Source organism: Achromobacter veterisilvae, from assembly GCF_900496975.1.
Taxonomy (GTDB): domain Bacteria; phylum Pseudomonadota; class Gammaproteobacteria; order Burkholderiales; family Burkholderiaceae_B; genus Achromobacter; species Achromobacter veterisilvae.
The window spans coordinates 1-26,912 of the sequence record NZ_UFQC01000057.1; the positions used below are offsets into that span (position 1 = coordinate 1).

Sequence of the window (26,912 nt, forward strand, 5' to 3'; positions counted from 1 at the left end):
CGCCCCCGCGCAGGCGCCCGCGGACGGCGGGCCCGGCGGCGGCCGCGCGGCGTGGCTGTGGCCGCTGGCCGTCTGGCTGGGCTACGGCGTCATCGACATCCTGTTCAAGCAGATGGCGCGCGCGGGCACCGCCTTCGCGGGCGGACTGCTCCTGGCCTTCGTCATCGCCGGGCTGCTGATGCTGGCGTACCTGCTGCTGCGCCGGGTGCGCTGCCGGCCCAGGCACCTGGCCGCGGGCGTGGCGCTGGGGCTGGCGAACTTCGGCAACATCCTGACCTATATCCGCGCGCACCAGTCGCTGCCGGAACATCCCGCGCTGGTGTTCGCGTCGATGAACATGGGCGTGATCACGCTGGGCACGCTGGTCGGCGCGCTGGCCTTCCGCGAGCCGCTGTCGCGGCTGAATATCGCGGGCGTCGCCCTGGCCCTGGCCGCCATCGTGCTGATGGCGCCCTGGTGAGAGCGCCATCCCGGGGTCAGGTGCCGGTGCGGGCCTCGCGCCCGCCGTCGGCGTCGGCTTCGTCCTCGGCCGGGTCCGCCGGCGCGGGCCCGGCCGCCGGGGCGATGCCCGCCGGATCGGGCTGCGCCATTTCCATGGCGATATCGTTCTCGGGATCCACGCGCGGATCCAGCACCGCCGCGGCGGGCGAACTCTGCAGGGTGTCGGGCATCGGCACGAAGTGCGTCGGCGCCTCTTCCACCTGGTGCGCGCCGGTGACGCGCGTGGGGCGGACGTGCCAGACCAGGATCAGCGCGCAGGCCGACGTGAACACGTAGTACATGCTGGGGCCGGCCAGGGACATCATCACCCCCGCGATCATGGGGCCCACGCAGGCCCCCACGCCGTAGGTCATGAGCAGGACGGCCGACAGGCTGACGCGGCGCTCGGACTCGACGTGGTCGTTGGCGAACGCCGCGCCCAGCGGATACAGGGTGAACTGCAACACGCCGAACACACAGGACATGGCGACCAGCGCCCAGTACGGCAGCGCCAGCCAGCCCCACATGACGGCGGGCAGCAGCACCAGCAGCAAGGCATTGAAGCGGATCATGCCGGCCCGGTTGATGCGGTCGGACAGCCAGCCCATGGGCCATTGCGACAGCAGGCCTGCGGTCACCGCGGCGGCCACGAAGATGGCCGCCTGCGACGTGGACAGGCCGTGCTTCGCCGCATAGACCGCGGCCAGGCCGTAGAAGGCGCCGGAAAGATTGCCCGCCACGAACAGCACCGTCATCGACAGCGGCACGCGCCGCATGAAGAAACGGATGTCCAGCGGCGCCGGCAGCGGCGTCGGCGGGTGGGAGCGCGCGGTGACGGCGATGGGCACCAGGCACAGCACCAGGCACATCGCCACCAGGGTCAGCGGCCGCAGGTCCAGCGTGGCGTAGGCGGTCAGGGCCAGTTGCCCCAGCACCGTGCCCAGGCCGGACACGACCATGTAGACGGAGAAGACGCGGCCGCGCTGGTGGTTTTCGGTCTGCTCGTTGAGCCAGCTCTCGATCACCATGAATTCGGTCACCATCACGATGCCCGAAATGACGCGGAACACCAGCCACAGCGGCATGGCGTCGACCAGCGTCTGGGCCAGGATCATGCTGGTGGCGATGGCGGCGCAGGCGACGAACGCCCGGATGTGGCCCACGCGGATGATCAGCCGATGGCCCAGCCGCGCCCCGCACACCAGGCCCAGGTAGTAGCCGGCGATCAGGGCGCCGATCCACACTTCGCTGACGGACTGCGCCGTCAGCCGCAGGCCCATGTAGGTGTTGAACAGACCCGTGCCGATCAGCATCAGCAAGGTCGCGAAATACAGCGACGAGAATGAGGAGAGGGTGGCAAGCATGGCGTCGGCAACCGCCGCTGGCGGCAGCGCCGCGGGCCGCCTGGGCGGCTCGCGGCGTTAAGCGGTAAAACAGGAACTGCGTTGGGTCAGACTTGCGACAGCATCGTGGCGGCGTCGCTGACTTCGAACTTGCCAGGCGCCTCGACGTTCAGTTGCTTGACCACGCCGTCGACGATCAGCGCCGAGTAGCGCTGCGAACGCACGCCCATGCCGCGCGGGACCAGGTCCAGCTCCAGGCCCAGTTCCTTGGTCCACAGGGCGGAACCGTCGGCCAGCATGCGGACCTTGCCGTCCGTCTTCTGTTCGCGGCCCCAGGCGCCCATGACGAACGCGTCGTTGACGGACACGCACCAGATTTCATCGACGCCCTTGGCCTTCAGGGCGGCGGCCTGCTCCACGTAGCCCGGCAGATGCTTGGCCGAGCAGGTGGGCGTGAACGCGCCCGGCACGGCGAACAGCGCGATGGTCTTGCCGCGGGCCAGGTCGGCGACCTGGAACGCGTTGGGGCCCAGCGAGCAGCCGGCGGTTTCGGTTTCGATGAATTCGGTCAGGGTGCCGTCCGGCACGCGGTCGCCGACTTTGATCGTCATGTGGATCTCCATGGGGAAAAGGGGCAATGCATTGGGGCGGGATCGCTCCACAGGCTCCATCATAGTTCTTGCGCGGCCGCCCTGCTGGACGGCGGGCCGCGAGAAAAGAAGATGAACAGTCTGAAACGACTCCACACCGCGGCATCATGGCCTCGAAACGGCTGATTGCCATAATGCCGCAATGGAAATCCTTGCCGGCGGACGCCTTCAACCGGCGCGCGGGCAGCACGCGGAGATTCACCGATGCGCAAGATCTTGACCGGCCTGGCCTGGGTGCTGGGCGCAGTTTCTCCCGCCTGGGCGGCCCCGGACGCCAGCGAACAGGCCCAGTACGACTCCTTCGTCATGGCCGCCGGCGCGTCCAACGGCGCCGCCCGCGCCTGCGGCGCCTCCGAGCCCGACCTGGCCCAGCATCAGGCCACCGCCCGCAAGAACCTGCTCCAGTACGCCCAGGAGTACGGATTTTCCGCGGGCGGCTACGACGCGCTGTTCCAGAAGGGGCAGGCCGAGGGCAAGACGATGATGGACGAAATGAAGCGTTCGGGCGTGGACGGCTGCCGGGGCGTGCTGGGCGGGTTCCAGAGCGAACGGGTCATGGAGTACGAGGAGATGAAGAATGCATTGGCCGAGGTCAACGATGGGTTGCCGGGGGAGGATGCGAAGTAGAGGTGTGGGGCGGGTTTAGTGGTAGTGTCTGACACCCGTGCGAGCTGGTCTATGGTCTGAACTGGCGCAGCCGGGTGTCCGACACCCCCGAGGGAAGAGGGTGTTGCCGCGATTGGTGTCAGACACCCGATTGGTGTCAGACACCCATGAGACGCCTGGGCATGTTGGCGGGCATTTCTTGGGGTGTCAGACACCTGTACATACCTGCAGGCCAGTGTCAGACACCCCTACGGCAAGGCCTATCAAGCCTGAAGCAACGCCCCGCGGGTGTCTGACACCAACGAATCCACGAGCCCCTCAAAGCCCGTTCTGCTTGAACCAGTCCAGCATCCGGGTCCAGGCCTGCTCCGCTTCCGCCTTCCGGTAAGACGGCCGGTAATCCGCGTGGAACGCGTGCGGCGCATCCGGATAGACGTCGATCCGGGACGCCTTGGCCGCCGCCGGCCCCTGGGCCAGCGCGACCCGCATGCGGTCCACGTCGGCCTGCGGAATCCCCGCGTCCTTGCCGCCATAGGCCCCCAGCACCGGCGCCTTCAGCTCGTTCACCAGGCTGAGCACGGACTTGGGCTTCAGATCGCTCGGCTCGCCCGCCAACTGGCCGTACCAGGCGGCGCCGGCCTTGAGCTTGGGGTTGTGCGCGGCGTACAGCCAGACCTGGCGGCCGCCCCAGCAGAAGCCCAGGATGCCCAGCTTGTCCGCATCGCCGCCGTTGGCGGCGGCCCAGGCGGCGGTGGCGTCCAGGTCGCCCCGCACCTGGGCGTCCGGCACCTTGCCGATCACCTCCGCCTGCAGCTTGGGGATCTCGGTGTACTTGGAAGGATCGCCCTGCCGGGCGAACAGCTCGGGCGCGACGGCCAGGTAGCCCTGGTGGGCCAGCCGGCGGCATACATCCTGGATGTATTCGTGCACCCCGAATATCTCCGACACCACGATCAGCGTGGGCAGGCCCTTCTTGCCCTGCGGCGCCGCACGGTAGGCGGGAATCTTGCCGTCGGGGGCCGGGATGTCGACCTTGCCCGCCGTGAGGCCGTCGGCATTCGTGGATATGGCGGTCTGCGCCACGGCCTGGCCGGCGGCCAGCGAAAATCCGGCCGCCACCGACGTGGCGATGAATCCCCGCCGGTCCAGCCTCAGCGGCGGAAGCAGGCTATCGAACTGCGCGTCCTGATCTTTCATCGAGCATCTCCTGACAAAGGCCGGCCCGGGGCGCCCCGCGCCCCCCGGCGGCCAGCCGGGTTCACTTCAGGGAGAAGTCCACGCGCGAGGGCTGCCCCTCGTCCTTGATGCCATCGGCGTCCAGTTGCGGCGCAACGATGAACACCCGTTCCGCGAGTCCTTCCTGGGCTTGCAGCTTCTCATAAACCGCCTGCGCGCGGGCATCCGCCAATTGCCGCAGTTGCTCTTCGCCGACGGGCGCCACGCCGCGCAACATCTGTTCCATCTGCTCCGCCGGCACGGACTTCGCCATGCCGATGAAGTTGCGCGGCTTGTCCTTGATGTCCGTATCGTCGTAGACCTCTTCGAGGTACTTGGCGCGCTCGGCGGCCGATACCTGGACGCCGGCCGGATTCGGCTTCTTGCCGCGCGGCGCGGTGTCGGCGGCCTTGGCAGCGCGGATCTGGCCATCGACCCAGGCCTCGCGCAGGCCGTCCATGTCGGTCTTGGGATCGGCCCGGCCGCTGATGTCCATCTTCAGCGCGGGGCGGTCCAGGAGAGCCTTGGTCAGCGTGTCGATGCGCTGCACGCTGTCCTCCGTCAGCGCCGCGCTGCCGGGCGCGAATTCCACATAGGATAGTTCCTCGCCGCCGCCGAACGCGGAAGCCAGCAGGCTGAAGGGGGACGTCACCGCCTTGACCACCAGGTTCATCAGCACGCGGACCACGATGCCGCCGACCGAGAACTCGGGATCGTCCAGCGATCCGGAAATCGGCAGGTTGATGTCGATGTTGCCGCGCGAGTCCTTCAGCAGGGCCACCGCCAGCAGCACGGGCAGCTTGGTCGCGTCGGGACTGTTGGTCTTGTCGCCGAAGGTCAACTGGTTGAGCACCACGTGGTTGGAGGCCTGCAGCGCGCGGTCCTTGATCTTGTATTCCAGGTCGACCGAGAGCTTGCCGCGCTTGATGGGATAACCCACGTACTTGGCGGAATAGGTGTTGAAACGCGGCAGGTCCACGCCCTTGGCCGAGGCCTTCAGGTCCAGCGACAGGTATTTGGCGAACGGCTGCACGATGCCGCTGATGGACAGGGGCGCCGTCGTGTAGACGCGGCCGGTGACCTTCACCTTGGCGGGCTGGGGATTGGTGGACGACACCGCCGTGATGGAACCTTCGATGCTGGAGAGTTCCGCCACGTAGTTGGGCTTCACGAAGCGGTCCGTGAAGGTCATGCGGCCTCGGTTCAAGGTGACGCTGTCGACCGAGATGTCCGGCATGGCGCTGGCGCCGCCGCCCTTGGCGGGCGCCGCCGGCGGCGGCGCGGCGCTGCGGCCCGGCGTCTGGGTGTCCTGCGTGATGGATCCGCCGGCCTGGCCGGGCGCGGCCACCAGGTCCATGACGTTCAGGCGCCCCTGCGCATTGAGCAGCACGCGGCCGTAGAAGTCTTCGAGCGCGATGTCGCCCAGCCTGGCGCCGATCTTGTCGCCCGCCACCGAGATGTCCATGCCCGAGAAGCCCAGCCGCTTCCAGTTCAGGAAGTCGTCGTTGTTGACCCGGTCCTGGAGGTCCACGCCCGTGATTTCGACGCCGCCCTTCCAGCCCGCCTTCATCGGCGCGCCGCCGGCCGCGGCCGCGAATTCCGCGTTGCCCTTGGCGCCCAGCGTGATGGCGCGCACGGTGGCGTTCAGGCTCGAGGCCGCGTATGGCGCGAAGGACGCGACGTTCAGCTCCGACAGGTCCACGCTCGTCTTCGCGGTCAGCGGCTGAAGCGTGAAAGCCCCCGCCAGGCCCAGCTTGCCGTTGCCCTGGATGCCGTCGGCGGCCAGCGTGAAGTTGCTCTCGCCCGGCCCCATGGCCACGCGGTCGGCGGTCACGCGCAGGCTTTGCAGGGCGATGTCCAGCGCGGGCTTGAGGGATTCGTCGCGCGCCTTGAACTGGGTGAGGTCGGCCTGCACGGCGGTGGCGGACGCGTCGACGGCGCCGTTGCGCTCGCCCACGTGCACCTGGGCCGCCGCGCCCAGCCGGCCGTCGAGCAGCGAAACCGGCGCCGCGCTGCGCACGGCCGGCGCCAGGGGGGCCAGTGCGACGTTGCCCAGGCGCACGCCCAGTTCCAGCGACAGCGGTTTCAGGACCAGCGGCCCCTTGGCGCGCAGCCAGCCGCCGTCGGTGCTGTTGTCCATGGTCAGCCACAGGTCGATGGGCTCGTCCTTCACCTGCGGCAGCGCCACGCCCTCGACCGTGGCGGCCAGGCCGGTCATGACGTAGTCCAGCTTGCTGATGGCGTCGGTGACGTACACCTCGCCTTCATGCAGGTTGAAGGCATCCAGCGCCACCTTCCACTCGCCGGGCGCCGCGGCGGGCGCGGGCTGGGGTTCGGACGCGGCGGGCGCGGCCCCATCGGCGGGAACCGCCGCCGGCGCGGGCGGCGCATCGGCCGGGGCGGCCTGTTCCGCTGCGTCGCCCGACGGCTTCAGTCCGCTGGCTTTCCTGAGCTTGTCGGCCACCGGCGTGGCGGTCGGCTCGACGCCGCCAAGCTGCTTCAACTGGGCGATCACGTCCTGCCAGTTCAGGTGCTCGTTGGCGTAGCGCCGCACGTGGACCTGCGGGGCCCAGAGCCCCACCTCGCCCACGTAGACGCGGCGGACTATCGGTTCCAGCTCCAGGCGGCTGACGGTCAGCGCGCTCCAGGCCGCCAGGCCCTGGCCCTCGGTATCGCGCAGGTCGAGCCTGCGCAGGCCGAGGTCGCCCACTACGCGGATCTTGGGCGGCGCGTCCTTGGGCTGCTCGAAGACGACCTGCAGGTTGGAGTCCAGCAGCGCGCTCTCGACCTTGAACGGCAGGGGCATGGGCCAGACGTCCGCCCACTTTTCCAGTTGCAGCCCGCTGAAGGCCACGCGCAGGGTGGACGAAGGCACCACGTCGAACGGACGGGCCACGCCGGTCAGGTCGAAGGGGCTGCCGTTGATGCGCAGGTGCAGGCGGGGCTGGACGTCGATGTCGGTGGCATAGCCGAAGGTGGAAATGAACGGCACGCCCACGCCCAGCTCGTCCACGACCTGCTTGCGGCCGGTGACCTTGTCGTCCAGCGTGACCGAGCCGTTCTCGATGACCATGTTGTTCAGCGAGAAACGGGGCGGCCCTTCGTCCGGCTTGGGCGGTTCTTCGGGCTTGGCGGCCGCCAATTCGGCCACCCGTTGCTGAATATCAGAGAAATTGAACCGGGCGACGTCCTCGCGGACGATGGCGATGTTAGGCTCGCGCAGCGTCAAGCGGTCGACGACGGGCGCGAACCAGAACAGCGAGGTCCAGGCGGCGCTGACGTCCAGTTCGGCCAGCGTCAGCAACGGCGTCGGCGAGCCGGGCTGGGCCACGGCGAGGTCGCGCGCGCGGACGGTCAGCGTGAAGGGATTGAAGGTGATCTTGCCGACGGAAACGTCGCGGCCGATCATCTTGGAGACGTCCTGCGTCAGGACGTTGCCCAGGACCTTGGGGACCTGCCAGGCGGCGACGCCGAAGAGGATCAGTATGAATGCCGCGATGCCCAGAAGAATCTTGCCGACCCGGCGTGTCAACCGAAGCTTTGGCATCCGCAAGGGCATTGCGCGTCTCCTGATACGAATTGAAGGCCGTGCGATCCCGTCCTTCTAATGACTACAGGCGCGATTATCGCGCCCCCTGCACCGCTCGTCTATCATAGGCGTATCAGCGGCCTTGCCCGGCCAGCCGGGGCCGCCCTTTTCAATCATTAACAATTCTCGCTCCCGATTCCCATGACCACGTCCACCCCCACCTTGAGCCACCTGGATGAAGCCGGCCAGGTCCGCATGGTCGACGTCATCGCCAAGACGGACACCGAGCGCGTGGCCATCGCCGCCGCCAGCGTGCGCATGAACGCCGTGGCCTACGGCCTGCTGACCCAGCCGGGCCAGGGCAAAGGCGAGGTCCTCAACACCGCCCGCGTGGCCGCCATATTGGCCGCCAAGCGCTGCGCCGAGCTGATCCCGCTGTGCCACAGCCTGCCGCTGTCCTTCGTCGGCGTCGAATTCGCGCTGGACGACGCCGCGCATCGCATCGACATCCTGGCCACCTGCCGCACCAGCTACAAGACGGGCGTGGAAATGGAGGCCATGACGGCCTGCAGCGTGGCCGCGCTGACCATCTACGATATGTGCAAGGCCGCCGACAAGGGCATCGTGATCGAGCAAGTTCGCCTCAAGTACAAGGCGGGAGGAAAAAGCGGTGAATGGCGCAACGATTAATCTTCTCTATTTCGCGCGCGTGGCCGAACTGGTCGGCAAGCGCTCCGAGGCCTGGCCCCTGGAAGCGGATTCCACCGGCGCGCAACTGCTTGCCGCCCTGGGCGAACGCTATCCCCAGCTTGCTCCCGCCGCGCGCCTGAAACTGGCCATCAACCAGACCCACGCCAAGCCCTCCGCCCCCATCCGCGCGGGCGACGAGGTCGCGGTATTCGAACCCGTCACCGGAGGGTGAACGCCATGATCAGCGTCCAGGAAGCCGATTTCGACGGCGCCGCGCTCACGGCCGCGCTGCGCGAACGCGCGGGGCCGGGCGTGGGCGGCATCGTCACCTTCGTGGGCTATGTGCGCGACTACGCGCCGGATACGCCCACCGACACGCTCTTTCTCGAACACTACCCCGGCATGTGCGAACGCGAGCTAGAGGAAATCGCCGCGACCGCCCGCGCCCGCTGGAACCTGGACGGCACCGTCATCGTGCACCGGGTGGGCGCGCTGCCGCGCAACGCCCAGATCGTCTTCGTGGCGGCGGCCAGCGCCCACCGCGGCGATGCTTTCCGCGGCTGCGAATACATCATCGACGCGCTCAAGACGCGCGCGCCCTTCTGGAAGCGCGAGACCCTAGCGGGTGGCGGCAGCTTCTGGGTGGAACAACGCCAATCCGACCAGGACCGCACGCAGTCCTGGGATGAAAAGGCCCCCACGCCGCACGCTACGCGCTTGCTGCCCCCCGAGGGGGCCGTTTTTGCCTCGGGGCGGCCCAGCGGCAAAAAATCCTCAACGACAAAGAAGGAGCATCCATGAGCGACGAAAGCCCCGTTTCCCTGGCCTGCGCCGTGCTGACGGTCAGCGACACCCGCAGCGCGGGCGACGACACGTCCGGCAACCTGCTCGCCCAGAACCTGGCGCGCGCGGGCCACCAGTGCGTGCGCCGGGACATCGTCAAGGACAACGTCTACCAGATCCGCCGCATCCTGAGCGACTGGATCGCCGACCCGGAAGTCCAGGTCATCCTGACGACCGGCGGCACCGGCTTCTCGCACCGCGACTACACGCCCGCGGCCGTGCTGCCCCTGTTGGACCGCGAGATTCCCGGCTTCGGCGAGCTTTTCCGCCAGATCTCCCATACCGAGATCGGCAGCTCCACCATCCAGTCCCGGGCCTTCGCCGGCTCCGCGAACCAGACGCTGATCTTCTGCCTGCCGGGTTCCAACAACGCCTGCGAAACCGCCTGGGAGCAGATCCTCCGCGAACAGCTCGACAGCCGCCACCGCCCGTGCAATTTCGCCACGCACTTCAAGAACCGCGAAGAAGACAACTGACCCATGCTGGATTTCGACCAAGCCCAGACCCTGCTGGCCAACGCCGCGGGCCCGCTGCCGCGCAGCGAGGAAATCAATCTTGCCGACGCCGCCGGCCGCGTGCTGGCCGCCGATCTCGACGCGACCGTGGACATCCCCCCGGCCGACAATAGCGCCATGGACGGCTACGCCCTGCGCGTGGCCGACTGGGGCGCCGGCGTGCGCCTGCCCATCCAGCAGCGCTGCTACGCCGGCGACGTCCCCGAACCGCTCAAGCCCGGCCACGCCATCCGCCTGTTCACGGGCAGCCTGATTCCCGCCGGCGCGGATACCGTCGTCATGCAGGAAGACACGGCGGAAGCCGACGGCCACGTGGAAATCTCGCGCCCGCCCAAACCCGGCCAGCACATCCGCCGCCGCGGCGAAGACACCCTGGCCGGCTCGCCGCTGCTGGCCGCGGGCACGCTGCTGGAAGCCGCCCACGTGGCGCTGATGGCTTCGCAGGGGCTGGCCCGCGTGCGGGTCTTCGGCCAATTGCGCGTGGGCATCCTGACCACCGGCGACGAACTGGTCCCGCCCGGCCAGCCGCGCGCGACCGAACAGATCTACAACTCCAACGGGCCCATGCTGGCCGCGCTTGCGCGCGGCATGGGCGCCCTGCCGGTGCACGTGCTGCACGCCCGCGATACCGAGGAAGACCTGCTGGCGGCATTCAAGACGCTGCTGGCCGATTGCGACCTGGTGCTGAGCGTGGGCGGCGTGTCGGTCGGCGAACGCGACCTGGTCAAGCCCGCGCTGGCCGCCCTGGGCGGCGAGCTGTCGCTATGGAAGGTGCGCATGAAGCCCGGCAAGCCGGTGGCGCTGGCCAATATCGGCGGCAAGCCCGTGGTCAGCCTGCCGGGCAATCCCGTCTCGGCCTACGCGGTATTCGCCATGCTGGTCACGCCGCTGATGCGCCGCATGCAGGGCCGCGAAACGCTCTTCCCGCCGATCAGCCAGTTGCCCTTGCGCACGGACCATCCGCGCCAGGACGCCCGCGAGGAATTCCTGCGCGTGCAGCGCCGCCTGGCGGACGACGGCAGCGCCGAACTGGTGCCTTACGGGCACCAGGGTTCCGGCGTGATCAGTTCGCTGCCGTGGTCGACCGGCCTGGCCCGCCTGGCGGCGGACGTGCTGGTGCGGGACGGGGACCGGGTCGCCTACTACGACCTGCGTCACTGGCTGGCGTAGCGTTCCGCCGCCGCCAGTTCCTCCGGCGTATTGAGGTTCACGAAGGCCTCGGGCGCGTCGTCGAAACGGGCTTCGACGCCGCCCATCCGGGACTGCCACAGGCCCACCTTGCGGTCTCCTGCCCTCAAGTACCCGAGCAGGGCGGGCAACAGCGACGTGCGCAGCGCCATGCAGGCCGAATGCCGCTGGCCGCCGGACACGGCATAGGCCAGGGGCGCCTGCCCGGCCTGCGCCGCGCCTATCAGCCGGGCGGCCAGGTCGAACGGCAGGAACGGCGTGTCGCAAGGCGCCACCACCAGCCACGTTTCTCCGCGGGCCGCGGCCAATCCCGCCGCGATGCCCAGGAGCGGCCCCTGCCAGGCGCCCAGTTCCGGTTCGCCGTCGCGCACCACTTCGCCGTACCGCGCATAGCGGTCCGCGTGCCGGTTGGCGCTGATGACGAGCCGCCCCACCTGCGGCGCCAGGCGGCGCGCGACGTGCGCCACCATGGGTTCGCCGAGCAGCGGCACCAGGCCCTTGTCCTGCCCGTCCATGCGGGCGCCCTGCCCGCCGGCGAGGATCAGGCCGGCGATATCGGCCCGCGCGGGCGCCATTGGGGATTCAGCCACCGATATAACTCATTTCGATCTTGCGCGACGGGTCGGCCATGTTGCGCCCGCGCTGTTCCGAATAGTTGTCGCCGCGCGCGGCCCAGATGCCCGCCAGGATGCGCGCCAGTTCGTCGTCGCTGGCGCCATCGCGCAGCGGCGCCCGCAGGTCGTGGCCTTCGTGCGCGAACAGGCACAGGAAAAGCTTGCCCTCGGGCGACAGGCGCGCGCGCGTACAGCCGCCGCAGAACGCGTGCGTGACGCTGGAAATGACGCCGATTTCGCCGCCGCCGTCCAGGTAGCGCCAGCGTTCGGCCACGCGCCCCATCTCGCCGTCGGCGACGGGTTCGATCGGATGGACCGCCGCGATGCGGTCCAGCACTTCCCGGCTGGGCACCACTTCGGCGAGGTTCCAGCCGTTGGTGTTGCCCACGTCCATGTACTCGATGAAGCGCAGGACGTGGCCGGTGTTGCGGAAGCGCTCGGCCATGGGCAGGATCTGGCCGTCGTTCAGGCCGCGCCGCACCACCATGTTCACCTTCACCGGCGCCAGCCCGGCCTCGGCCGCGGCGTCGATGCCGCGCAGCACGTCGTCCGGCGTGAAGCCGCTGTCGCTCATGTCCTGGAACATGGCGGGATCCAGCGCGTCCAGGCTGACCGTGACGCGCGTGAGGCCGGCGTGCTTGAGTTCGGCGGCCTTGCGGGCCAGCATGCTGCCGTTGGTGGTCAGGGTCAGGTCCAGCGGGCGGCCTTGCGGCGTGCGCAATCCGGCCAGCATGCCGACCAGGTTCTCGATGTGCTTGCGCAGCAGCGGTTCGCCGCCGGTCAGGCGGATCTTTTCCACGCCCAGCCGCGTGAAGATGCCCGCCAGGCGGCTGATTTCTTCGAAGGAGAGCAGCGCCGAATGCGGCATGAAGGTATAGCTGCCGTCGAAGACCTCGCGCGGCATGCAGTACGTGCAGCGGAAGTTGCAGCGGTCCGTGACCGATATCCGGAGATCGCGCAGGGGACGCGCGCGCAGGTCGAGCGCGGGCTGGCCGTCCGGCGGCAATTCCCCTGCCGCGGCCCGGGCCGGGCGGCCGCCGCGGCGATCGGCGAGGAGTATCACTTTGCTCATGGGAACATCATATCCCGGCGCGCGGCGCCCGGCGGTCATGGGAAAGCCTCTTCCAGGGTTTGCAGCCGCCCGGTTTCGCTGGCGTCGTAGCCCACCAGTTGGCCGACATAGCCGACATAGTCGGGGCTGCGCATGATGGATAGAAGATCGCGCATGGCCGGCGTCTCCAGCGCCGACTTGCGGATGGCGAAGAAATAGCGTTCGCGCACCAGCGGAATGAAATCCAGCCCGAAACGGCAGGCGGCGGTCTCCACGCCCACGCCCGTGTCCGCCATGCCGCTGGCGATGTGCGCGGCGATCGCCATATGGGTGAATTCATTGGTTTCGTAACCCTGGACCTCGCCGATCGAGACTCCCGCGCGCTGCAGCATCAGCCCCACCAGGTAGCGGGTGCTGGAACCGATCTGGCGGTTGACGAAGCGCACGTCGGAGCGCGCCAGGTCGGCCATGCCGCGTATGCCCTTGGGGTTGCCGGCCGTGACGAACAGGCCGGCGTTGCGCACCGCCAGGTGGATGAGCACGTATTCGTCCGCGTGCAGCCACTGCGCGTAGCGTTCCATGATGGGCGCCTCGAAGTCGCCCAGCGGCACCTGGAAGCCCGCCAGGTCGCATTCGTGGCGCTCCAGCGAGGCCAGCGCCTCGATGGCGGTGCGGTAGCGCAATTCCAGGCCGGGCTTGAGGTTGCCCATGTGCTGCATCAGCGATTCCACCGCGAAGCCGTGGCTGGCGTGCAGCCGCAAGTGCGGGCCGCTCTCGGGCAGCAGGCGTTCCAGTTCTTCCTGCAGCTCCGAAGCCATGCTCTCCAGCGTGGGCATCAGGCGCGCGTCGATGCGCCGGTTGGCCCACAGCAGGCGCTGCGCGAACGGCGACAACTGGGTGCCCTGGCGGCGGTTGGTGATGAGCAACTGGGTTCCGAAGATTTCCTCGAAGCGCCGCAGCACGCCCCAGGCGTGCCGGTACGACAGCCCGCAAGCGCGGCAGGCACCGGCGATGTTGCCGGTGGCGTCGATGGCCGCCAGCAGCGCGAGCATGTCCTGCAAGGGCACGGGTGCCGACTCGCCGTCGCCGCCCAGCATCCATTGCGGCCGCAGACCGATACGGAACTTATATGTCATTTATTTCTTATTGAAGACGTTTGCGTACCTGGATAGAGTACACAAATAACGCAGCGGACGGGTAATTAATATGTTTTTAAAAGCATATTAATCTGGAAAAAATCCCGCCCCATACAACAGCAATCAGGAGGAGACCGACGTGCAACAGCGCGAGGCAACATCCGATCTGGCGTCCAGCGGCGGCGCCCGGGGCGGCCAGATGGCCCTGGACGCGGCCCAGGCGTCCCCCACTCCGGCCATCGCGGCCACCGCCCGCATCCTTGCCCGGCTGAAAGACCAGCCGGGTCCGCTGCTTCCCGTGCTGCACGCGGTCCAGCACGAACTGGGCTGTATCCCGGCCTCGGCGGTGCAGACCATCGCCGAGGCCCTGAACCTGTCGCGCGCCGAAGTCCACGGCGTCATCACCTTCTATCCGCATTTCCGCAGCGACCCCCCGGCGCGCCACAAACTGGAAGTCTGCCGCGCCGAGTCCTGCCAGGCCATGGGCGGCGACCGCCTGGCCGACCACGCGCGCGAAGCGCTGGGCTGCGATTTCCATGGCCACACGCCCGACGGCAATTTCTCGCTGGAACCGGTGTATTGCCTGGGCCTGTGCGCCCAGTCGCCGGCCGTCATGATCGACGGCCGTCCGCAAGCCCGCGTCACGCCCGAGAAACTGGACCGCATCATCGCCCGCACGCTGGAGGCCACGCCATGAGCGCTCCCATCGTCATCTACGTGCCGCGCGACGCCGCGGCCCTGGCCATGGACGCCGACGCGGTGGCCAGCGGCATCGAACGCATCGCCGACCAGCGCGGCCTGTCCGTGCAGGTGGTGCGCAACGGGTCGCGCGGCCTGCTCTGGCTGGAACCCCTGGTCGAGATCGCCACGCCGCAAGGGCGCGTCGCCTACGGTCCCGTCCAGCCCGAAGACGTCGCCGGGCTGTTCGACGCCGGCTGGCTGGCGGGCGGCGACCACGCGCTGCGCCTGGGCCTGACCGAAGAGATTCCCTACCTCAAGCACCAGGAACGCCTGACCTTCGCGCGGGTCGGCGTGACCGATCCGCTGTCGCTGCAGGACTACGCCGCGCACGGCGGCCTGCAAGGGCTGAAACGCGCGCTGGCCATGGAGCCCGCGCAGATCGTCGACGAAATGGTGGCGTCGGGCCTGCGCGGCCGGGGCGGCGCGGCGTTTCCGACCGGCATCAAGTGGAAGACCGTGGCCGCGGCCGCCGCCAGCCAGAAGTACATCGTCTGCAACGCCGACGAGGGCGACTCCGGCACCTTCGCCGACCGCCTGCTGATGGAAGGCGACCCCTACGTGCTGATCGAGGGCATGACCATCGCCGGCCTGGCGGTGGGCGCGACCTACGGCTACATCTACGTGCGCTCGGAATACCCGCAGGCCATCGACGCCCTGGAAGCCGCGATCGCGCGGGCCCGCGGCGTGGGCTGGCTGGGCGACGACGTGCACGGCAGCGGACGCCGGTTCGACCTGGAAGTGCGCGTGGGCGCGGGCGCGTACATCTGCGGCGAGGAAACGTCCCTGCTCGAAAGCATCGAGGGCAAGCGCGGCGTGGTGCGCGCCAAGCCGCCGCTGCCCGCCGTCTCGGGCCTGTTCGGCAAGCCCACCGTGATCAACAACGTGATCTCCCTGGCCACCGTGCCGATCATCCTGGCCAAGGGCGCGGCGTACTACCGCGACTACGGCGTGGGCCGTTCGCACGGCACGCTGCCCTTCCAGTTGGCGGGCAACCTCAAGCACGGCGGGCTGGTGGAAAAGGCGTTCGGCCTGACCCTGCGCGACCTGCTGTACGGCTTCGGCGGCGGCAGCGCCTCCGGGCGCCCGCTGCGCGCGGTGCAGGTGGGCGGGCCGCTGGGCGCCTACCTGCCGGAATCGCAATGGGACGTGCCGCTGGACTACGAGGCCTATATCCAGATCTCGGCCATGATCGGCCACGGCGGGCTGGTGGCCTTCGACGACACGGTCGACATGGCGCGCATGGCGCGCTACGCCATGGAGTTCTGCGCCATCGAATCCTGCGGCAAGTGCACGCCCTGCCGCATCGGCTCCACCCGCGGCATGGAAACGATCGACAAGATCGCGGCCGGCGGGCCCGACCGCGAGCAGCAGGTGCATCTGCTGCGCGACCTGTGCGACACGATGTTGGGCGGTTCGCTCTGCGCATTGGGGGGCATGGCGCCCTACCCCGTGCTGTCGGCGCTGAACCACTTTCCGCAGGACTTCGGCATCGAGTCCTCCCAGCCTGCCGCGCACGCGGCCTGAACCCGAGACCGCCATGCTAGAAACCGTCATCAAGCGCGATCGCGACATGGGCACGCCGGCGCGCGAGTCCGTCGAAACCGTCACCCTGACCATCGACGGCCAGGCCATCACGGTGCCCGCCGGCACCTCGCTGATGCGCGCGGCCGCGGAGGCCGGCGTCAACATTCCCAAGCTGTGCGCGACCGACAGCCTGGAACCCTTCGGCTCGTGCCGGCTTTGCCTGGTGCAGATCGAAGGCCGGCGGGGCTACCCCGCTTCGTGCACGACCCCGGCCGAAGACGGCATGGTGGTCTACACCGAAACGCCGAAGCTGCATGAACTGCGCCGCGGCGTCATGGAACTCTACATCTCCGACCACCCGCTGGACTGCCTGACCTGTCCGGCCAACGGCGACTGCGAACTGCAGGACATGGCCGGCGTGGTGGGCCTGCGCAACGTGCGCTACGGCTACGACGGCGCCAATCACCTCAAGAGCCCGCTGGACGAATCCAACCCGTACTTCACCTACGACGCGTCCAAGTGCATCGTCTGCAACCGCTGCGTGCGCGCCTGCGAGGAAACTCAGGGCACGTTCGCGCTGACGATCTCCGGCAAGGGCTTCGAATCGCGCGTGTCGCCGGGCCAGGACCAGCCCTTCCTGGACAGCGAATGCGTGTCCTGCGGCGCCTGCGTGCAGGCCTGTCCGACGTCGACCCTGCAGGAAAAGACCGTCATCATGATGGGCCAGGCCGAGCACTCGGTCGTGACCACCTGCGCCTACTGCGGCGTGGGCTGCGGCTTCAAGGCCGAAATGAAGGGCCAGGAAGTGGTGCGCATGGTGCCCTGGAAGGACGGCCAGGCCAACCGCGGCCATTCCTGCGTGAAGGGCCGCTTCGCCTGGGGCTACACCACGCACAAAGAGCGCGTGCTCAAGCCGATGATCCGCAAGCGCATCACCGATTCCTGGAAGGAAGTGTCCTGGGACGAGGCGATCAACTACGCGGCCTCCGAGTTCCGCCGCATCCAGGGCCAGTACGGCCGCGACGCGGTCGGCGGCATCACCTCGTCGCGCTGCACCAACGAAGAAACCTGGCTGGTGCAGAAACTGGTGCGCGCGGCGTTCGGCACGAACAACGTCGACACCTGCGCGCGGGTCTGCCATTCGCCCACCGGCTACGGCCTGAAGCAGACGCTGGGCGAATCCGCCGGCACGCAGACGTTCGATTCGGTCATGCACACCGACGTGGTGATCGTCATGGGCGCCAACCCCAGCAGCGGCCACCCGGTGTTCGCCTCGCGCCTGAAGCGCCGCCTGCGCCAGGGCGCCCGCCTGATCGTGATCGACCCGCGCCGCATCGAACTCGTCAGTTCGCCGCACATCAAGGCCGACTTCCACCTGCAGGTGCGGCCCGGCACCAACACGGCGCTGCTGTCTTCGCTGGCGCACGTGATCGCCACCGAACGGCTGATCGACGAGGCCTTCGTGGCCGAACGCTGCGAAGCCAAGTCCTTCAAGGAATGGCGCGACTTCGTGTCGCTGCCCGAGAACTCGCCGGAAGCGATGGAGGAAATCACCGGCGTGCCCGCCCAGGCCGTGCGCGGCGCGGCGCGCCTGTACGCCACCGGCGGCAACGGCTCGATCTACTACGGCCTGGGCGTGACCGAGCACAGCCAGGGCTCCACCACCGTCATGGCGATCGCCAACCTGGCCATGGCCACCGGCAACGTCGGCCGCGAGGGCGTGGGCGTGAACCCGCTGCGCGGGCAGAACAACGTGCAGGGCTCGTGCGACATGGGCTCGTTCCCGCACGAACTGCCGGGCTACCGCCACATCTCCGACGACACGGTGCGTTCGCAGTTCGAGCGGGACTGGGGCGTGACCCTGCAGCCCGAACCCGGCCTGCGCATCCCGAATATGTTCGAGGCCGCGCTCGCCGGGTCGTTCAAGGGCCTGTACTGCCAGGGCGAGGACATCGTGCAGTCCGATCCCAACACGCAGCACGTGGCGGCCTCGCTGGCGGCCATGGAATGCATCGTGGTGCAGGACCTGTTCCTGAACGAAACCGCCAAGTACGCGCACGTTTTCCTGCCCGGCTCGTCGTTCCTGGAAAAGGACGGCACCTTCACCAACGCGGAGCGCCGCATCTCGCGGGTGCGCAAAGTGATGGAGCCCAAGAACGGCAAGTCCGACTGGGAAGTCACCGTGGCGCTGTCCAACGCGCTGGGCTATCCCATGGACTACCGCCACCCCAGCGAGATCATGGACGAGATCGCCCGCCTGACGCCGACGTTCACCGGCGTCAGCTACGACAAGCTGGACCGGATGGGCAGCCTGCAATGGCCGTGCAACGACGATGCGCCCGACGGCACGCCCATCATGCACATCGACGAATTCGTGCGCGGCAAGGGCAGGTTCATGATCACCAAGTACGTGCCCACCGACGAGCGCAGCACGCGCCGCTTCCCGCTGCTGCTGACCACGGGCCGCATCCTGTCGCAATACAACGTGGGCGCGCAGACGCGGCGCACGCCCAATGTGGTGTGGCATGGCGAGGACCTGCTGGAGCTGCATCCGCAGGACGCCGAGGACCGGGGCGTGCGCGACGGCGACTGGGTGGGCGTGCAGAGCCGGGCGGGCGAGACCGTGCTGCGCGCCACGCTGACCGACAGGGTGCAGCCGGGCGTGGTATACACCACGTTCCACTTTCCCGAGTCGGGCGCCAACGTCGTCACGACCGACAGTTCCGACTGGGCGACCAACTGCCCCGAGTACAAGGTCACCGCCGTGCAGGTCACGCGCGTTTCCCAGCCCTCGGAATGGCAGCGCCAATGGTCGCGCTTTGCGGACATCCAGCAGAAACTCCTGCGCGAACGGGCGCGAGAGAGCGAAGCGGCGCTGACCGGGAAGTAACCGCCAGCCAGAACCGCCAGGACGCCTCCATGCCCACGCCACCGCCCCTCTCCCGCCCCGACTGCGCGCAGGTCCAGGTCTCCCGCCTGCGCGCGGGCGTCCTCGGCGCCGACGCCGACTGCGTGGCCGAGGAAACGCCGGTGGCGCTCGAGTTCAACGGCATCAGCCACGCCACCATGCTGGCCACCCCGGCCGACCTGGAGGATTTCGCCGTGGGCTTCTCGCTGTCGGAGGGCATCATCGACGGGATCGGCGACGTGCGCGGCATCGACCTGCTGCGGCAATGCGACGGCATCGTGGTCCAGGTGGAGATTTCCACCGCCTGTGAAGTGCGGCTGAAATCCCGCCGGCGCGCCATGGCCGGCCGCACGGGCTGCGGCCTGTGCGGCGTGGAAACGCTGCCCGAGGTATTGCGGCCCGTCGCGCCCGTCGCCGGCGGCGCGCCCGTGCGCGTCCAGGCGGTGCTGGCCGCCATGCGCGGCATGCGCGAGCGCCAGGCGCTGCACGATCTCACCGGGGCCACCCACGCGGCCGGCTGGGCCGGCGCCGACGGCGCGGTGGCGCTGGTGCGCGAGGACGTGGGCCGCCACAACGCGCTCGACAAGCTCGTCGGCGCCCTGGCGCGCCAGGGCATGCGCGCCGGCGGCGGCATCGTCACCGTGTCCAGCCGCGCCAGTTTCGAGATGGTGCAGAAAACGGCGGCGGCCGGCGTCGGGGTGCTCGCGGCCGTGTCCGCCCCCACTTCGCTGGCCATTCGCCTGGCCGACGACGCCAACGTGGCCCTGCTGGGCTTCCTGCGCGGCGACGACGCCACGGTGTATTCCCACCCTGAACGCATCACTACCTGAACCGGACCTCACGCAAGCATGGAAATCGGCAACCTCATCCGCATGGCCAATCGCATCGGCCAGTTCTTCGAAGCGATGCCCGACCGGCAGGAAGCGCTGGAGGGCGTGGCCAACCACATCCACAAGTTCTGGGAGCCGCGCATGCGCAATGAACTCCTGGGCTTCCTGGAGCAGAGTCCCGACGGCGACGCCGGCGAGGAACGCCTGCACCCCCTGGTACTGGAAGCGGTCACGCAGAACCGCCAACGCCTTACGCCGCTCGTCCGCGCGCAGTAGCGGCGGCGGCCGGCAATTCGGCAACTGGAGTTTCAAACAAGAAAGCGGCGGCCGGATCGTTGCAATCCGATCCGAGCACGCCATAGAGCACCACCTGAGGAGACAATATGGAAAGCACCGCCACGCTGGACCTGCCCGGTTCAAAACCGGGTTTTTTCGACAAGGAACGCACAATCGCCGGACCGGGCTTCTCCCGCTGGCTGGTTCCCCCGGCCGCGCTGGCCATCCACCTGTGCATCGGCATGGCCTACGGGTTCTCGGTGTTCTGGCTGCCGCTGTCCAAGGCAGTCGGCGGCGCCAAGCCGCTGGCGTGTCCGCCCGACATGAGCCTGGCCGCGGAACTGTTCGCCACCGGCTGCGACTGGAAGATTTCGACCATGGGGTGGATGTACACCCTGTTCTTCGTGCTGCTGGGCTGCTCGGCCGCCTTGTGGGGCGGCTGGCTGGAGCGCGCCGGCCCCCGCAAGGCCGGCGTGGTCTCGGCCCTGTGCTGGTGCGGCGGCCTGGTCATTTCCGCCTTCGGCGTGTATCTGCACCAGATGTGGATGCTGTGGCTGGGGTCCGGCGTGATCGGCGGCATCGGGCTGGGGCTGGGCTATATCTCCCCCGTCAGCACCCTGATCAAGTGGTTTCCCGACCGCCGCGGCATGGCCACGGGCATGGCCATCATGGGTTTCGGCGGCGGCGCCATGATCGGCGCGCCGCTGGCCGACCTGCTGATGCGCCACTTCGCCACCCCCGAATCGCCCGGGGTCTGGCAGACCTTCCTGACCATGGCGGCGGTGTACTTCATCTTCATGATGTCCGGCGCGCTGGGCTACCGCGTGCCGCCCACCGGCTGGAAGCCCGCGGGCTGGACCGCGCCCGCCAAGCATGCCGGCAACGCCATGATCACCAAGGGCCACGTGCACGTGCAGCGCGTCTGGGGCGTGCCGCAGTTCTGGCTGGTGTGGTGGGCGCTGTGCCTGAACGTCACGGCGGGCATCGGCATCCTGGGCATGGCTTCGCCGCTGCTGCAGGAAGTGTTCGGCGGCGGCCTGCTCGGCAAGCCCGAGCTGGGCTACGCGCAACTGGACAAGGAACAGATGGCCGCCATCGCCGCCATCGCGGCGGGCTTCACCGGCCTGCTCAGCCTGTTCAATATCGGCGGCCGCTTCTTCTGGGCCAGCCTGTCGGACAAGCTGGGCCGCAAGATGACCTACTTCATCTTCTTCGTGCTGGGCTTCGTGCTGTACGCGGCGGTTCCCTGGACCGCGCACATGGGCGCGCTGGCCCTGTTCGTGGCCGCCTTCTGCATCATCCTGTCCATGTACGGCGGCGGCTTCTCCACGGTTCCGGCGTATCTGGCCGACCTGTTCGGCACACAGATGGTGGGCGCCATCCACGGCCGCCTGCTCACCGCCTGGTCCGCGGCCGGCATTTTCGGGCCGGTGCTGGTGAACTACATCCGCGAGTACCAGTTGTCCATCGGGGTGCCGCGCGCGCAGGTGTACGACATCACCATGTACATCCTGGCGGGCATGCTGGTGCTGGGTTTCCTGTGCAACCTGGCCATCCGGCCGGTGAACCCCAAGTACTTCATGAACGACGAGGAACTGGCCCGCGAAAAGGCGCTGGCCCACGAGCGCGCGGCCGCGTCTGAAACGCACGGCGTCGGCGCCTCGGCGTTCCGCACCCCCATGGCCCTGGTGCTGTTCGCCTGGGGCTGCGTGGGCATCCCGCTGGCCTGGGGGATCTGGATCACGCTGCAGAAGGCGGTCGTGCTGTTCCACTGAGGCGCGGCGCGAGAGGCGGCGCGGCGGGGCGCGAAGCTGCTACATTGGCAGCCCGCGCCCCTTTTCTTTTGCCTCCTCGATGATTCCCCTGCCCCGCGCGCCCCAACCTGCTGGAGCGACACGTTGACCCTTCCTGAAATCCGCTGGGAAGAAAACCAGACCCCGCGCGCCGCGCGCTGGCGCTCCGAAAGCGGCGCCGCGCCGCCCAGGCGCGTCGTGCTCGCGGACGACACCCTGACCGCGGACCTGGCCTACCGCCAGGCCTGCGAGGGCGTCGGCCTGTTGTGGCGCGGCGACTTCCAGAATGCGCGGCAACTGCTGCAGGCCATGACTCGGCGCGTCGACAAGCGCCCCCGCAAGCCCGTGGACACGCTGCTGGACGCCTTCAACCAGCACCGCCAGATCCAGTCGCAGCGCGCCCGCATCCTGGGCATGCTGCTGATCCCCTTCGACGCCGGCCACGGCATTCCCCTGCGGCGCGCGCCCGACGCGCGGCAGGCCTGCGAAGCCGCCCACGGCCCCGCCGCCGAACCCTACGTGGCGTCGCTGCGGGAACTGCTGGGGCTGATCGGCGCCTTCGAATGGCGCAAGAAAGGCGTGGAGATCCCCGCGCTGGACGCCCGCATCCATCCCCACTACGGCGTGTTCTCGCCTCTGCGCGGCGAATACGTGGACCTGGTGGCGAGCGCGCCGCTGCCGCCCGGGGACACCGCCTTCGACATCGGCACGGGCACCGGCGTGCTGGCGGCCGTGCTGGCGCGCCGCGGCGTCAAGCGCGTCGTCGGCACGGACCAGGATCCGCGGGCGCTGGCCTGCGCCCGCGACAACCTGCAACGGCTCGGCCTGGAGAACCGGGTGGAACTGGCGCAGGCCGACCTGTACCCCGAAGGCCGGGCGTCGCTGGTCGTCTGCAATCCGCCCTGGCTGCCGGCGCGCCCCAGTTCGCCGGTGGAACACGCCGTGTACGACCCCGACAGCCGCATGCTGCGCGGCTTCCTGGACGGCCTGGCCGCGCACCTGGCGCCCGCCGGCGAGGGCTGGCTGATCCTGTCGGACCTGGCCGAACACCTGGGCCTGCGCAGCCGCGAGCAGTTGCTGGACATGATCCGGCAGGCGGGCCTGCGCGTGGTGGACCGGACGGACACCCGGCCCACGCACGGGCGCGCGAAGGACGCGTCCGACCCGCTGCACGCGGCGCGGTCGAAGGAAGTCACGTCGCTCTGGCGCCTGGCCGCGGCCTGAACCGCGCCGCGGACGCGGGCGCAAGCCCGCGGCCCGCGCCCGGCTACACCCGCCCCGCCGCCACGTTCACGCTGATGGCGATGATGAACACATTGAAGAAAAACGCGATAACGCTGTGCGTCAGGGCGGTGCGGCGCAGCCGCCGGTTCACGATCTGCACGTCCGACACCTGGAACGTCATGCCCAGCACCAGCGCGAAATAGGCGAAATCCCAGTAGTCGGGCTCTTCCGTGCCGGGGAAGTCCAGCCCCTTGTGCATGGCGTTGCGGTGGCCGTAATAGCCATGCGCGTAATGCAGCGCGAAGATCATGTTCATGTAGAGCCACGACAGGATGATGGTTGCGGCGGCGGCCAGCATGGCGATCGCGCTGCTCGCGCCGGCCTCGGCCCGCAGCTCCACCCACAATGCCATCATCACCATGCAGGACAGCGCCACGCTGCTCCAGAGCACGCCGGTGCGCCCGACGTCCTGTTCCTGAGCATGCCGGCGCATGGCCGCGGCGCTGGTCCGCCCGAATACGCGCGCCGTCATCACCAGGAAGACCAGCGCCCCGAGGTCGAACCCCAGCAGCAGCGCCAGCATCGCCGGCACGCCCGCGGCGTACAGGCCGCCGGCCGCCGCCAGCAGCAGGCCCGCGCACAGCACCAGGCGGAGGTGCGCATGGAAGAACGGCAGGCTGGCGACGGGCGAAACGTCGGTCTCGGGCTCGAAGTCCTTGATCGGCGGCATGGCGGGCTCCTGGGCGCGCAGCGCGGTAGGCCCTACCCTAACCGATGCCGAGCAAACCGGCCAGCGCGCCGCCGAACAGCAGCCACAGGGGATGGATGCGGGTGACGCTGCCCAGCAGCGCCACCGCGGCGGTAATGGCGCCCAGCAGCCAGGTATGCGCCGACGCCTCGGTGATGAGCGCGGCGCTGGCGGCCACCAGCCCGACCGTCATCGGGAAGATGCCCGCCTGGATGACGCCGCGCCAGGGGCGGTCCTTGAAGCGTTCCCACAGGCCCAGGGCAAGCACCGTGATCACCGAGGACGGGCCGAACTTGGCGATGGTGGTGACCAGCACGCCCAGGCCGCCCGCCACGTGCCAGCCGACCAGCGTGACCACCATCAGGTTGGGGCCCGGGGCGGCCTGCCCCAGGGCGAACAGCGCGGAGAAGTCGGCCGCCGTCATCCAGCCGTGCACTTCCACCACCTGGCGCTGCATCTCGGGCAGGATGGTATTGCCGCCGCCGAACGCCAGCACCGACAGCTCGGAAAAAATCAGGGCCAGCGCGATCAGGGTATGGATCATCGGCGTTGCCTCCAGACCATCAGGATGCTCAGCGGCGTCAGCACCGCCATGGTGGGCAGGAGCGGAATGCGCAGCACCGCGATGGCGACGAAACAGGCCGTGGCCACCAGGCCGGCCAGCCAGTCCCGGCGCTTGAGCACCGGCGCGCCGACCTTCACCGCCATCGAAATCAGCAGCCCCGCCGCGGCGGCCGCCAGCCCGGCGAACAGATGCTGGATGTGCGGATCGTTCTGGAAGCGGTCGTACACCATGCCCAGCATGACCACGATGGCCGACGGCGCCAGGATCAGCCCCATCAGCGCCGCGAAGGCCCCGCGCGGCCCGCGGAACTTCATGCCCAGCGCGACCGACAGGTTGATGATGTTGCCGCCGGGCAGGAACTGGCACAGCCCCAGCAGATCGGTGAATTCGGAGCCGCTGAGCCAGCGGTGCTTTTCGACGACCATGCGGCGCGCCAGCGGCAGGGCGCCGCCGAAGGCGGTCAGGCCCAGCATGAGGAATCCATAGAACAATTGCCCGCAAGTGGGCGGAGGCCGCAGCGCGGCCTCGGGTGCGGAAGGTGCTGCGTTCATCGTTGTTGTGGCCGTGCCGTCCCGGGGCGCGCCCGCTGTCCGGGAAGCGGCGCGGGCGTCTTGTGCCGCCGGCGGGGCCGGCGCGTGGGAAACGGACACTGGAGGTGCTCGGGGGGTGGATAAAGAAATTGCAGCCTACTCCTCCCCTTGGATAATGTCTAATATATGACCAACTCATGAATCATATTGGTTGAATATGGCATCCGTCGATTTGCGCCTGCTGCGCTACTTCGTGGCCGTGGCCGAGGAATCCCACCTGACCAAGGCCGCGGCGCGGCTGGGCATCCGCCAGCCGCCGCTGTCCCAGCAGATCCGCGTGCTGGAACAGGAGCTGGGGGTGACGCTGTTCCACCGCCTGCCCCGGGGCATGGAACTGACCGAAAGCGGCCGCGCGCTGCTGGACGACGCGCGCAACATCATCGCGCTGACGGAACAGGCGGTGGAAGGCGTGCGCCGCGTGTCGCTGGGCGAGGCCGGGCGCCTGATCGTCGGTTTCACCGGGTCGGCCGCGTTCCACCCCTTCGTGCCGTCCGTCATCCGGCGCTTCCGGGAAGTCGCGCCGAACGTGCGGCTGGTGCTCGAGGAAAGCAGCACCGGCGAACTGATGGAGGACGTCATCGAGGGCCGCGTGGACGTGGCCTTCATCCGCGGGGCCTACGGCCCCGACCGCGGCGTGGCGATGGAGACGGTGCTGGAGGAAACCATGCTGGCGGCGTTTCCCGCCGACCATCCGGCCGTCAAGGGGCGCGCGCGCAAGCGCATCGCGCTGTCCGAACTGGCGGACGAATCCCTGATCCTCTATCGCCGCCACAGCGGCCCCGGCCTGTACGACGCCATCATCGCCGCGTGCAGCGCCGCCGGGTTCAGCCCGCGCGTCGCGCAGGAGGCGCCGCGCATGCTGTCCACGCTGAGCCTGGTGGCGGCCGGGCTGGGCGTGTCGCTGGTGCCCGCCTCGCTGCGCCGCGTGAACATCGAAGGCGTGGTCTACGTCAGCGTGAGCCAGCCCACGGAACTGCGCGCGCCGCTGAACCTGATCTGGCGCGACGCCCCGCTGTCCGGGGCCGCCCGCAGGCTGATCGAGGAAGCCCGCCAGCACCGGAAGGAATCGCTGGCCCAGGGGTGAGGGGCGCGCTGGCGCTACACTGCCGGACACTCGCAATCCGCATTGCTTCCATGTTTTCCGAATCTCCCATCGGCATCTACGACTCCGGCGTCGGCGGACTGAGCGTGCTGCGCGCCATCCGCGATGCCCTGCCCCACGAATCCCTGCTCTACGTGGCCGATTCCGCCCACGTGCCCTATGGCGAAAAGACGCGCGAATACGTGGAGCGCCGGGCCGGCGCGCTGGCCGACTATTTCGTGTCGCGCCAGGCCAAGGCCATGGTGGTGGCCTGCAACACCGCCACCGCGGCGGCCATCGCGCCGCTGCGACAGCGCCATCCCGGGCTGCTCATCATCGGGGTGGAGCCCGCCATCAAGCCCGCCGCGCATCTGACCCACAGCGGCGTGGTGGGCGTGTTCGCCACCACCGGCACCCTGGCCAGCCCCAAGTTCGCCGCGCTGATCCAGCGCGAGGCGCCGGAGGTCCGCATCCTGTTCAGGCCCTGCCCCGAATGGGTGCGGCTGGTGGAGCGGGGCGTGCTCCATGGCCCCGAGGCCGAGGCCGCCGTGCGCGCCCCCGTCGCGGAACTGCGCGAGGCCGGGGCCGACGTGCTGGTGCTGGGCTGCACGCATTTCCCCTTCCTGCGCGACGCGATCCAGGCGGCCGCCGGCCCCGGCGTGCCGCTGCTGGAAACCGGCGCCCCCGTGGCGCGCCGGCTGCGCCACCAGTTGCAGGAGCGCGGCCTGCTGCGCGCCGGCGGGCCGGGCGCGCTGCGGCTGGAGACCAGCGG

General features: G+C 69.1%; 24 protein-coding genes and 2 pseudogenes. 16 read left to right on the forward strand and 10 right to left on the reverse strand.

The annotated features are described in order from the left end of the window. Window positions 1-460, forward strand: a pseudogene (locus AVE30378_RS30190) (EamA/RhaT family transporter); the annotation flags it as partial. 16 nt (window positions 461-476) lie between these two features. Here the strand turns inward: AVE30378_RS30190 and AVE30378_RS30195 are convergent. Then, window positions 477-1,844 (reverse strand): MFS transporter, encoded by a 1,368-nt coding sequence (locus AVE30378_RS30195; RefSeq protein WP_129246500.1) that lies wholly within the window; start codon window positions 1,842-1,844, stop codon window positions 477-479. A gap of 86 nt (window positions 1,845-1,930) precedes the next feature. After that, complete coding sequence (locus AVE30378_RS30200; RefSeq protein WP_129246502.1) at window positions 1,931-2,434, reverse strand: peroxiredoxin; 504 nt, start codon at window positions 2,432-2,434, stop codon at window positions 1,931-1,933. Window positions 2,435-2,677: 243 nt separating this feature from the next. Between AVE30378_RS30200 and AVE30378_RS30205 the strand changes: the two genes are divergently transcribed. Beyond that, complete coding sequence (locus tag AVE30378_RS30205) at window positions 2,678-3,100, forward strand: hypothetical protein (RefSeq protein ID WP_129246504.1); 423 nt, start codon at window positions 2,678-2,680, stop codon at window positions 3,098-3,100. Between the two features lie 297 nt (window positions 3,101-3,397). Here AVE30378_RS30205 and AVE30378_RS30210 read toward each other — a convergent pair whose 3' ends face one another. Then, window positions 3,398-4,276 carry a dienelactone hydrolase family protein gene (locus AVE30378_RS30210; RefSeq protein WP_129246506.1) on the reverse strand — a complete coding sequence of 293 codons (879 nt, stop codon included), beginning with the start codon at window positions 4,274-4,276 and terminating at the stop codon, window positions 3,398-3,400. Between the two features lie 61 nt (window positions 4,277-4,337). Next, the gene (locus AVE30378_RS30215) at window positions 4,338-7,853 is read right to left on the reverse strand and encodes a DUF748 domain-containing protein (RefSeq protein ID WP_129246508.1); all 3,516 of its coding nucleotides are present in this window, start codon (window positions 7,851-7,853) and stop codon (window positions 4,338-4,340) included. A gap of 171 nt (window positions 7,854-8,024) precedes the next feature. Between AVE30378_RS30215 and moaC the strand changes: the two genes are divergently transcribed. From moaC to AVE30378_RS30240, 5 genes and pseudogenes are all read left to right on the forward strand, one after another. Next, window positions 8,025-8,513: a cyclic pyranopterin monophosphate synthase MoaC gene (gene moaC / locus AVE30378_RS30220; protein WP_129246510.1), complete on the forward strand. Its 489-nt coding sequence runs from the start codon at window positions 8,025-8,027 to the stop codon at window positions 8,511-8,513. Next, window positions 8,494-8,745, forward strand: coding sequence for a MoaD/ThiS family protein (locus AVE30378_RS30225; protein ID WP_129246512.1), 252 nt, complete (start codon window positions 8,494-8,496; stop codon window positions 8,743-8,745). Before moaC ends, AVE30378_RS30225 begins: the two co-directional genes overlap by 20 nt. 5 nt (window positions 8,746-8,750) lie before the next feature. After that, window positions 8,751-9,203, forward strand: a pseudogene (locus tag AVE30378_RS30230) (molybdenum cofactor biosynthesis protein MoaE); the annotation flags it as partial. 107 nt (window positions 9,204-9,310) lie between these two features. Continuing rightward, window positions 9,311-9,832, forward strand: coding sequence for a molybdenum cofactor biosynthesis protein B (gene moaB / locus AVE30378_RS30235; protein ID WP_129246514.1), 522 nt, complete (start codon window positions 9,311-9,313; stop codon window positions 9,830-9,832). Between the two features lie 3 nt (window positions 9,833-9,835). Beyond that, window positions 9,836-11,041 carry a molybdopterin molybdotransferase MoeA gene (locus AVE30378_RS30240; protein ID WP_129246517.1) on the forward strand — a complete coding sequence of 402 codons (1,206 nt, stop codon included), beginning with the start codon at window positions 9,836-9,838 and terminating at the stop codon, window positions 11,039-11,041. Here the strand turns inward: AVE30378_RS30240 and mobA are convergent. Genes mobA through AVE30378_RS30255 form a run of 3 tightly spaced genes read right to left on the reverse strand, consistent with a single transcriptional unit; the run spans window position 11,026 to window position 13,860 of the window. After that, window positions 11,026-11,634 (reverse strand): molybdenum cofactor guanylyltransferase MobA, encoded by a 609-nt coding sequence (gene mobA / locus AVE30378_RS30245; RefSeq protein WP_129246545.1) that lies wholly within the window; start codon window positions 11,632-11,634, stop codon window positions 11,026-11,028. The genes AVE30378_RS30240 and mobA overlap by 16 nt on opposite strands. Before the next feature lie 7 nt (window positions 11,635-11,641). Further along, window positions 11,642-12,745, reverse strand: coding sequence for a GTP 3',8-cyclase MoaA (gene moaA / locus AVE30378_RS30250; RefSeq protein WP_129246519.1), 1,104 nt, complete (start codon window positions 12,743-12,745; stop codon window positions 11,642-11,644). Window positions 12,746-12,780: 35 nt separating this feature from the next. Further along, window positions 12,781-13,860: a substrate-binding domain-containing protein gene (locus AVE30378_RS30255; RefSeq protein ID WP_129246521.1), complete on the reverse strand. Its 1,080-nt coding sequence runs from the start codon at window positions 13,858-13,860 to the stop codon at window positions 12,781-12,783. Window positions 13,861-13,999: 139 nt separating this feature from the next. Between AVE30378_RS30255 and AVE30378_RS30260 the strand changes: the two genes are divergently transcribed. From AVE30378_RS30260 to AVE30378_RS30290, 7 genes are all read left to right on the forward strand, one after another. Next, window positions 14,000-14,557 carry a formate dehydrogenase subunit gamma gene (locus tag AVE30378_RS30260; RefSeq protein WP_244235183.1) on the forward strand — a complete coding sequence of 186 codons (558 nt, stop codon included), beginning with the start codon at window positions 14,000-14,002 and terminating at the stop codon, window positions 14,555-14,557. After that, window positions 14,554-16,125 carry a formate dehydrogenase beta subunit gene (locus tag AVE30378_RS30265; RefSeq protein ID WP_129246523.1) on the forward strand — a complete coding sequence of 524 codons (1,572 nt, stop codon included), beginning with the start codon at window positions 14,554-14,556 and terminating at the stop codon, window positions 16,123-16,125. Before AVE30378_RS30260 ends, AVE30378_RS30265 begins: the two co-directional genes overlap by 4 nt. Before the next feature lie 13 nt (window positions 16,126-16,138). Then, a complete protein-coding gene (gene fdhF, locus AVE30378_RS30270) occupies window positions 16,139-19,015 on the forward strand; it encodes a formate dehydrogenase subunit alpha (RefSeq protein ID WP_129246525.1) in 2,877 nt (958 codons plus the stop codon). Between the two features lie 29 nt (window positions 19,016-19,044). Further along, entirely contained in the window at window positions 19,045-19,863 is an 819-nt protein-coding gene (fdhD, locus tag AVE30378_RS30275) for a formate dehydrogenase accessory sulfurtransferase FdhD (protein WP_129246527.1), read from the forward strand. Between the two features lie 18 nt (window positions 19,864-19,881). Further along, window positions 19,882-20,139, forward strand: coding sequence for a formate dehydrogenase subunit delta (locus AVE30378_RS30280; protein WP_129246529.1), 258 nt, complete (start codon window positions 19,882-19,884; stop codon window positions 20,137-20,139). Window positions 20,140-20,246: 107 nt separating this feature from the next. Beyond that, window positions 20,247-21,914 carry an OFA family MFS transporter gene (locus AVE30378_RS30285; protein ID WP_129246531.1) on the forward strand — a complete coding sequence of 556 codons (1,668 nt, stop codon included), beginning with the start codon at window positions 20,247-20,249 and terminating at the stop codon, window positions 21,912-21,914. A 123-nt stretch (window positions 21,915-22,037) separates the two neighbouring features. Further along, window positions 22,038-23,156, forward strand: a complete 1,119-nt coding sequence (locus AVE30378_RS30290; RefSeq protein WP_129246533.1) for a methyltransferase — start codon at window positions 22,038-22,040, stop codon at window positions 23,154-23,156. A 43-nt stretch (window positions 23,157-23,199) separates the two neighbouring features. Here the strand turns inward: AVE30378_RS30290 and AVE30378_RS30295 are convergent, their stop codons facing one another. Genes AVE30378_RS30295 through AVE30378_RS30305 form a run of 3 tightly spaced genes read right to left on the reverse strand, consistent with a single transcriptional unit; the run spans window position 23,200 to window position 25,020 of the window. Further along, window positions 23,200-23,886, reverse strand: a complete 687-nt coding sequence (locus tag AVE30378_RS30295) for a DUF1345 domain-containing protein (RefSeq protein ID WP_129246535.1) — start codon at window positions 23,884-23,886, stop codon at window positions 23,200-23,202. Window positions 23,887-23,923: 37 nt separating this feature from the next. After that, window positions 23,924-24,448 carry a chromate transporter gene (locus tag AVE30378_RS30300; protein ID WP_129246537.1) on the reverse strand — a complete coding sequence of 175 codons (525 nt, stop codon included), beginning with the start codon at window positions 24,446-24,448 and terminating at the stop codon, window positions 23,924-23,926. Continuing rightward, window positions 24,445-25,020 (reverse strand): chromate transporter, encoded by a 576-nt coding sequence (locus AVE30378_RS30305; RefSeq protein WP_129246539.1) that lies wholly within the window; start codon window positions 25,018-25,020, stop codon window positions 24,445-24,447. The genes AVE30378_RS30300 and AVE30378_RS30305 overlap by 4 nt, the downstream gene beginning before the upstream one ends. 196 nt (window positions 25,021-25,216) lie before the next feature. Here AVE30378_RS30305 and AVE30378_RS30310 point away from each other — a divergent pair, with 196 nt between their 5' ends. Then, window positions 25,217-26,143, forward strand: a complete 927-nt coding sequence (locus AVE30378_RS30310; RefSeq protein WP_129246541.1) for a LysR family transcriptional regulator — start codon at window positions 25,217-25,219, stop codon at window positions 26,141-26,143. 50 nt (window positions 26,144-26,193) lie between these two features. Then, a partial coding sequence (murI, locus tag AVE30378_RS30315; RefSeq protein WP_129246543.1) for a glutamate racemase occupies window positions 26,194-26,912 on the forward strand: 719 nt, incomplete at its 3' end.

Bases quoted from the DNA above. Each gene is read 5' to 3' on its own strand.
- AVE30378_RS30240 (WP_129246517.1), top strand. From the start codon at position 9,836: ATGCTGGATTTCGACCAAGCCCAGACCCTGCTGGCCAACGCCGCGGGC.
- AVE30378_RS30215 (WP_129246508.1), bottom strand. From the start codon at position 7,853: ATGCCCTTGCGGATGCCAAAGCTTCGGTTGACACGCCGGGTCGGCAAG.
- moaC (WP_129246510.1), top strand. From the start codon at position 8,025: ATGACCACGTCCACCCCCACCTTGAGCCACCTGGATGAAGCCGGCCAG.
- AVE30378_RS30280 (WP_129246529.1), top strand. From the start codon at position 19,882: ATGGAAATCGGCAACCTCATCCGCATGGCCAATCGCATCGGCCAGTTC.
- AVE30378_RS30300 (WP_129246537.1), bottom strand. From the start codon at position 24,448: ATGATCCATACCCTGATCGCGCTGGCCCTGATTTTTTCCGAGCTGTCG.
- AVE30378_RS30205 (WP_129246504.1), top strand. From the start codon at position 2,678: ATGCGCAAGATCTTGACCGGCCTGGCCTGGGTGCTGGGCGCAGTTTCT.
- AVE30378_RS30310 (WP_129246541.1), top strand. From the start codon at position 25,217: ATGGCATCCGTCGATTTGCGCCTGCTGCGCTACTTCGTGGCCGTGGCC.
- mobA (WP_129246545.1), bottom strand. From the start codon at position 11,634: ATGGCGCCCGCGCGGGCCGATATCGCCGGCCTGATCCTCGCCGGCGGG.
- AVE30378_RS30200 (WP_129246502.1), bottom strand. From the start codon at position 2,434: ATGACGATCAAAGTCGGCGACCGCGTGCCGGACGGCACCCTGACCGAA.
- moaA (WP_129246519.1), bottom strand. From the start codon at position 12,745: ATGAGCAAAGTGATACTCCTCGCCGATCGCCGCGGCGGCCGCCCGGCC.
- AVE30378_RS30305 (WP_129246539.1), bottom strand. From the start codon at position 25,020: ATGAACGCAGCACCTTCCGCACCCGAGGCCGCGCTGCGGCCTCCGCCC.
- AVE30378_RS30255 (WP_129246521.1), bottom strand. From the start codon at position 13,860: ATGACATATAAGTTCCGTATCGGTCTGCGGCCGCAATGGATGCTGGGC.
- AVE30378_RS30265 (WP_129246523.1), top strand. From the start codon at position 14,554: ATGAGCGCTCCCATCGTCATCTACGTGCCGCGCGACGCCGCGGCCCTG.
- AVE30378_RS30210 (WP_129246506.1), bottom strand. From the start codon at position 4,276: ATGAAAGATCAGGACGCGCAGTTCGATAGCCTGCTTCCGCCGCTGAGG.
- fdhD (WP_129246527.1), top strand. From the start codon at position 19,045: ATGCCCACGCCACCGCCCCTCTCCCGCCCCGACTGCGCGCAGGTCCAG.
- AVE30378_RS30295 (WP_129246535.1), bottom strand. From the start codon at position 23,886: ATGCCGCCGATCAAGGACTTCGAGCCCGAGACCGACGTTTCGCCCGTC.
- AVE30378_RS30195 (WP_129246500.1), bottom strand. From the start codon at position 1,844: ATGCTTGCCACCCTCTCCTCATTCTCGTCGCTGTATTTCGCGACCTTG.
- fdhF (WP_129246525.1), top strand. From the start codon at position 16,139: ATGCTAGAAACCGTCATCAAGCGCGATCGCGACATGGGCACGCCGGCG.
- AVE30378_RS30285 (WP_129246531.1), top strand. From the start codon at position 20,247: ATGGAAAGCACCGCCACGCTGGACCTGCCCGGTTCAAAACCGGGTTTT.
- moaB (WP_129246514.1), top strand. From the start codon at position 9,311: ATGAGCGACGAAAGCCCCGTTTCCCTGGCCTGCGCCGTGCTGACGGTC.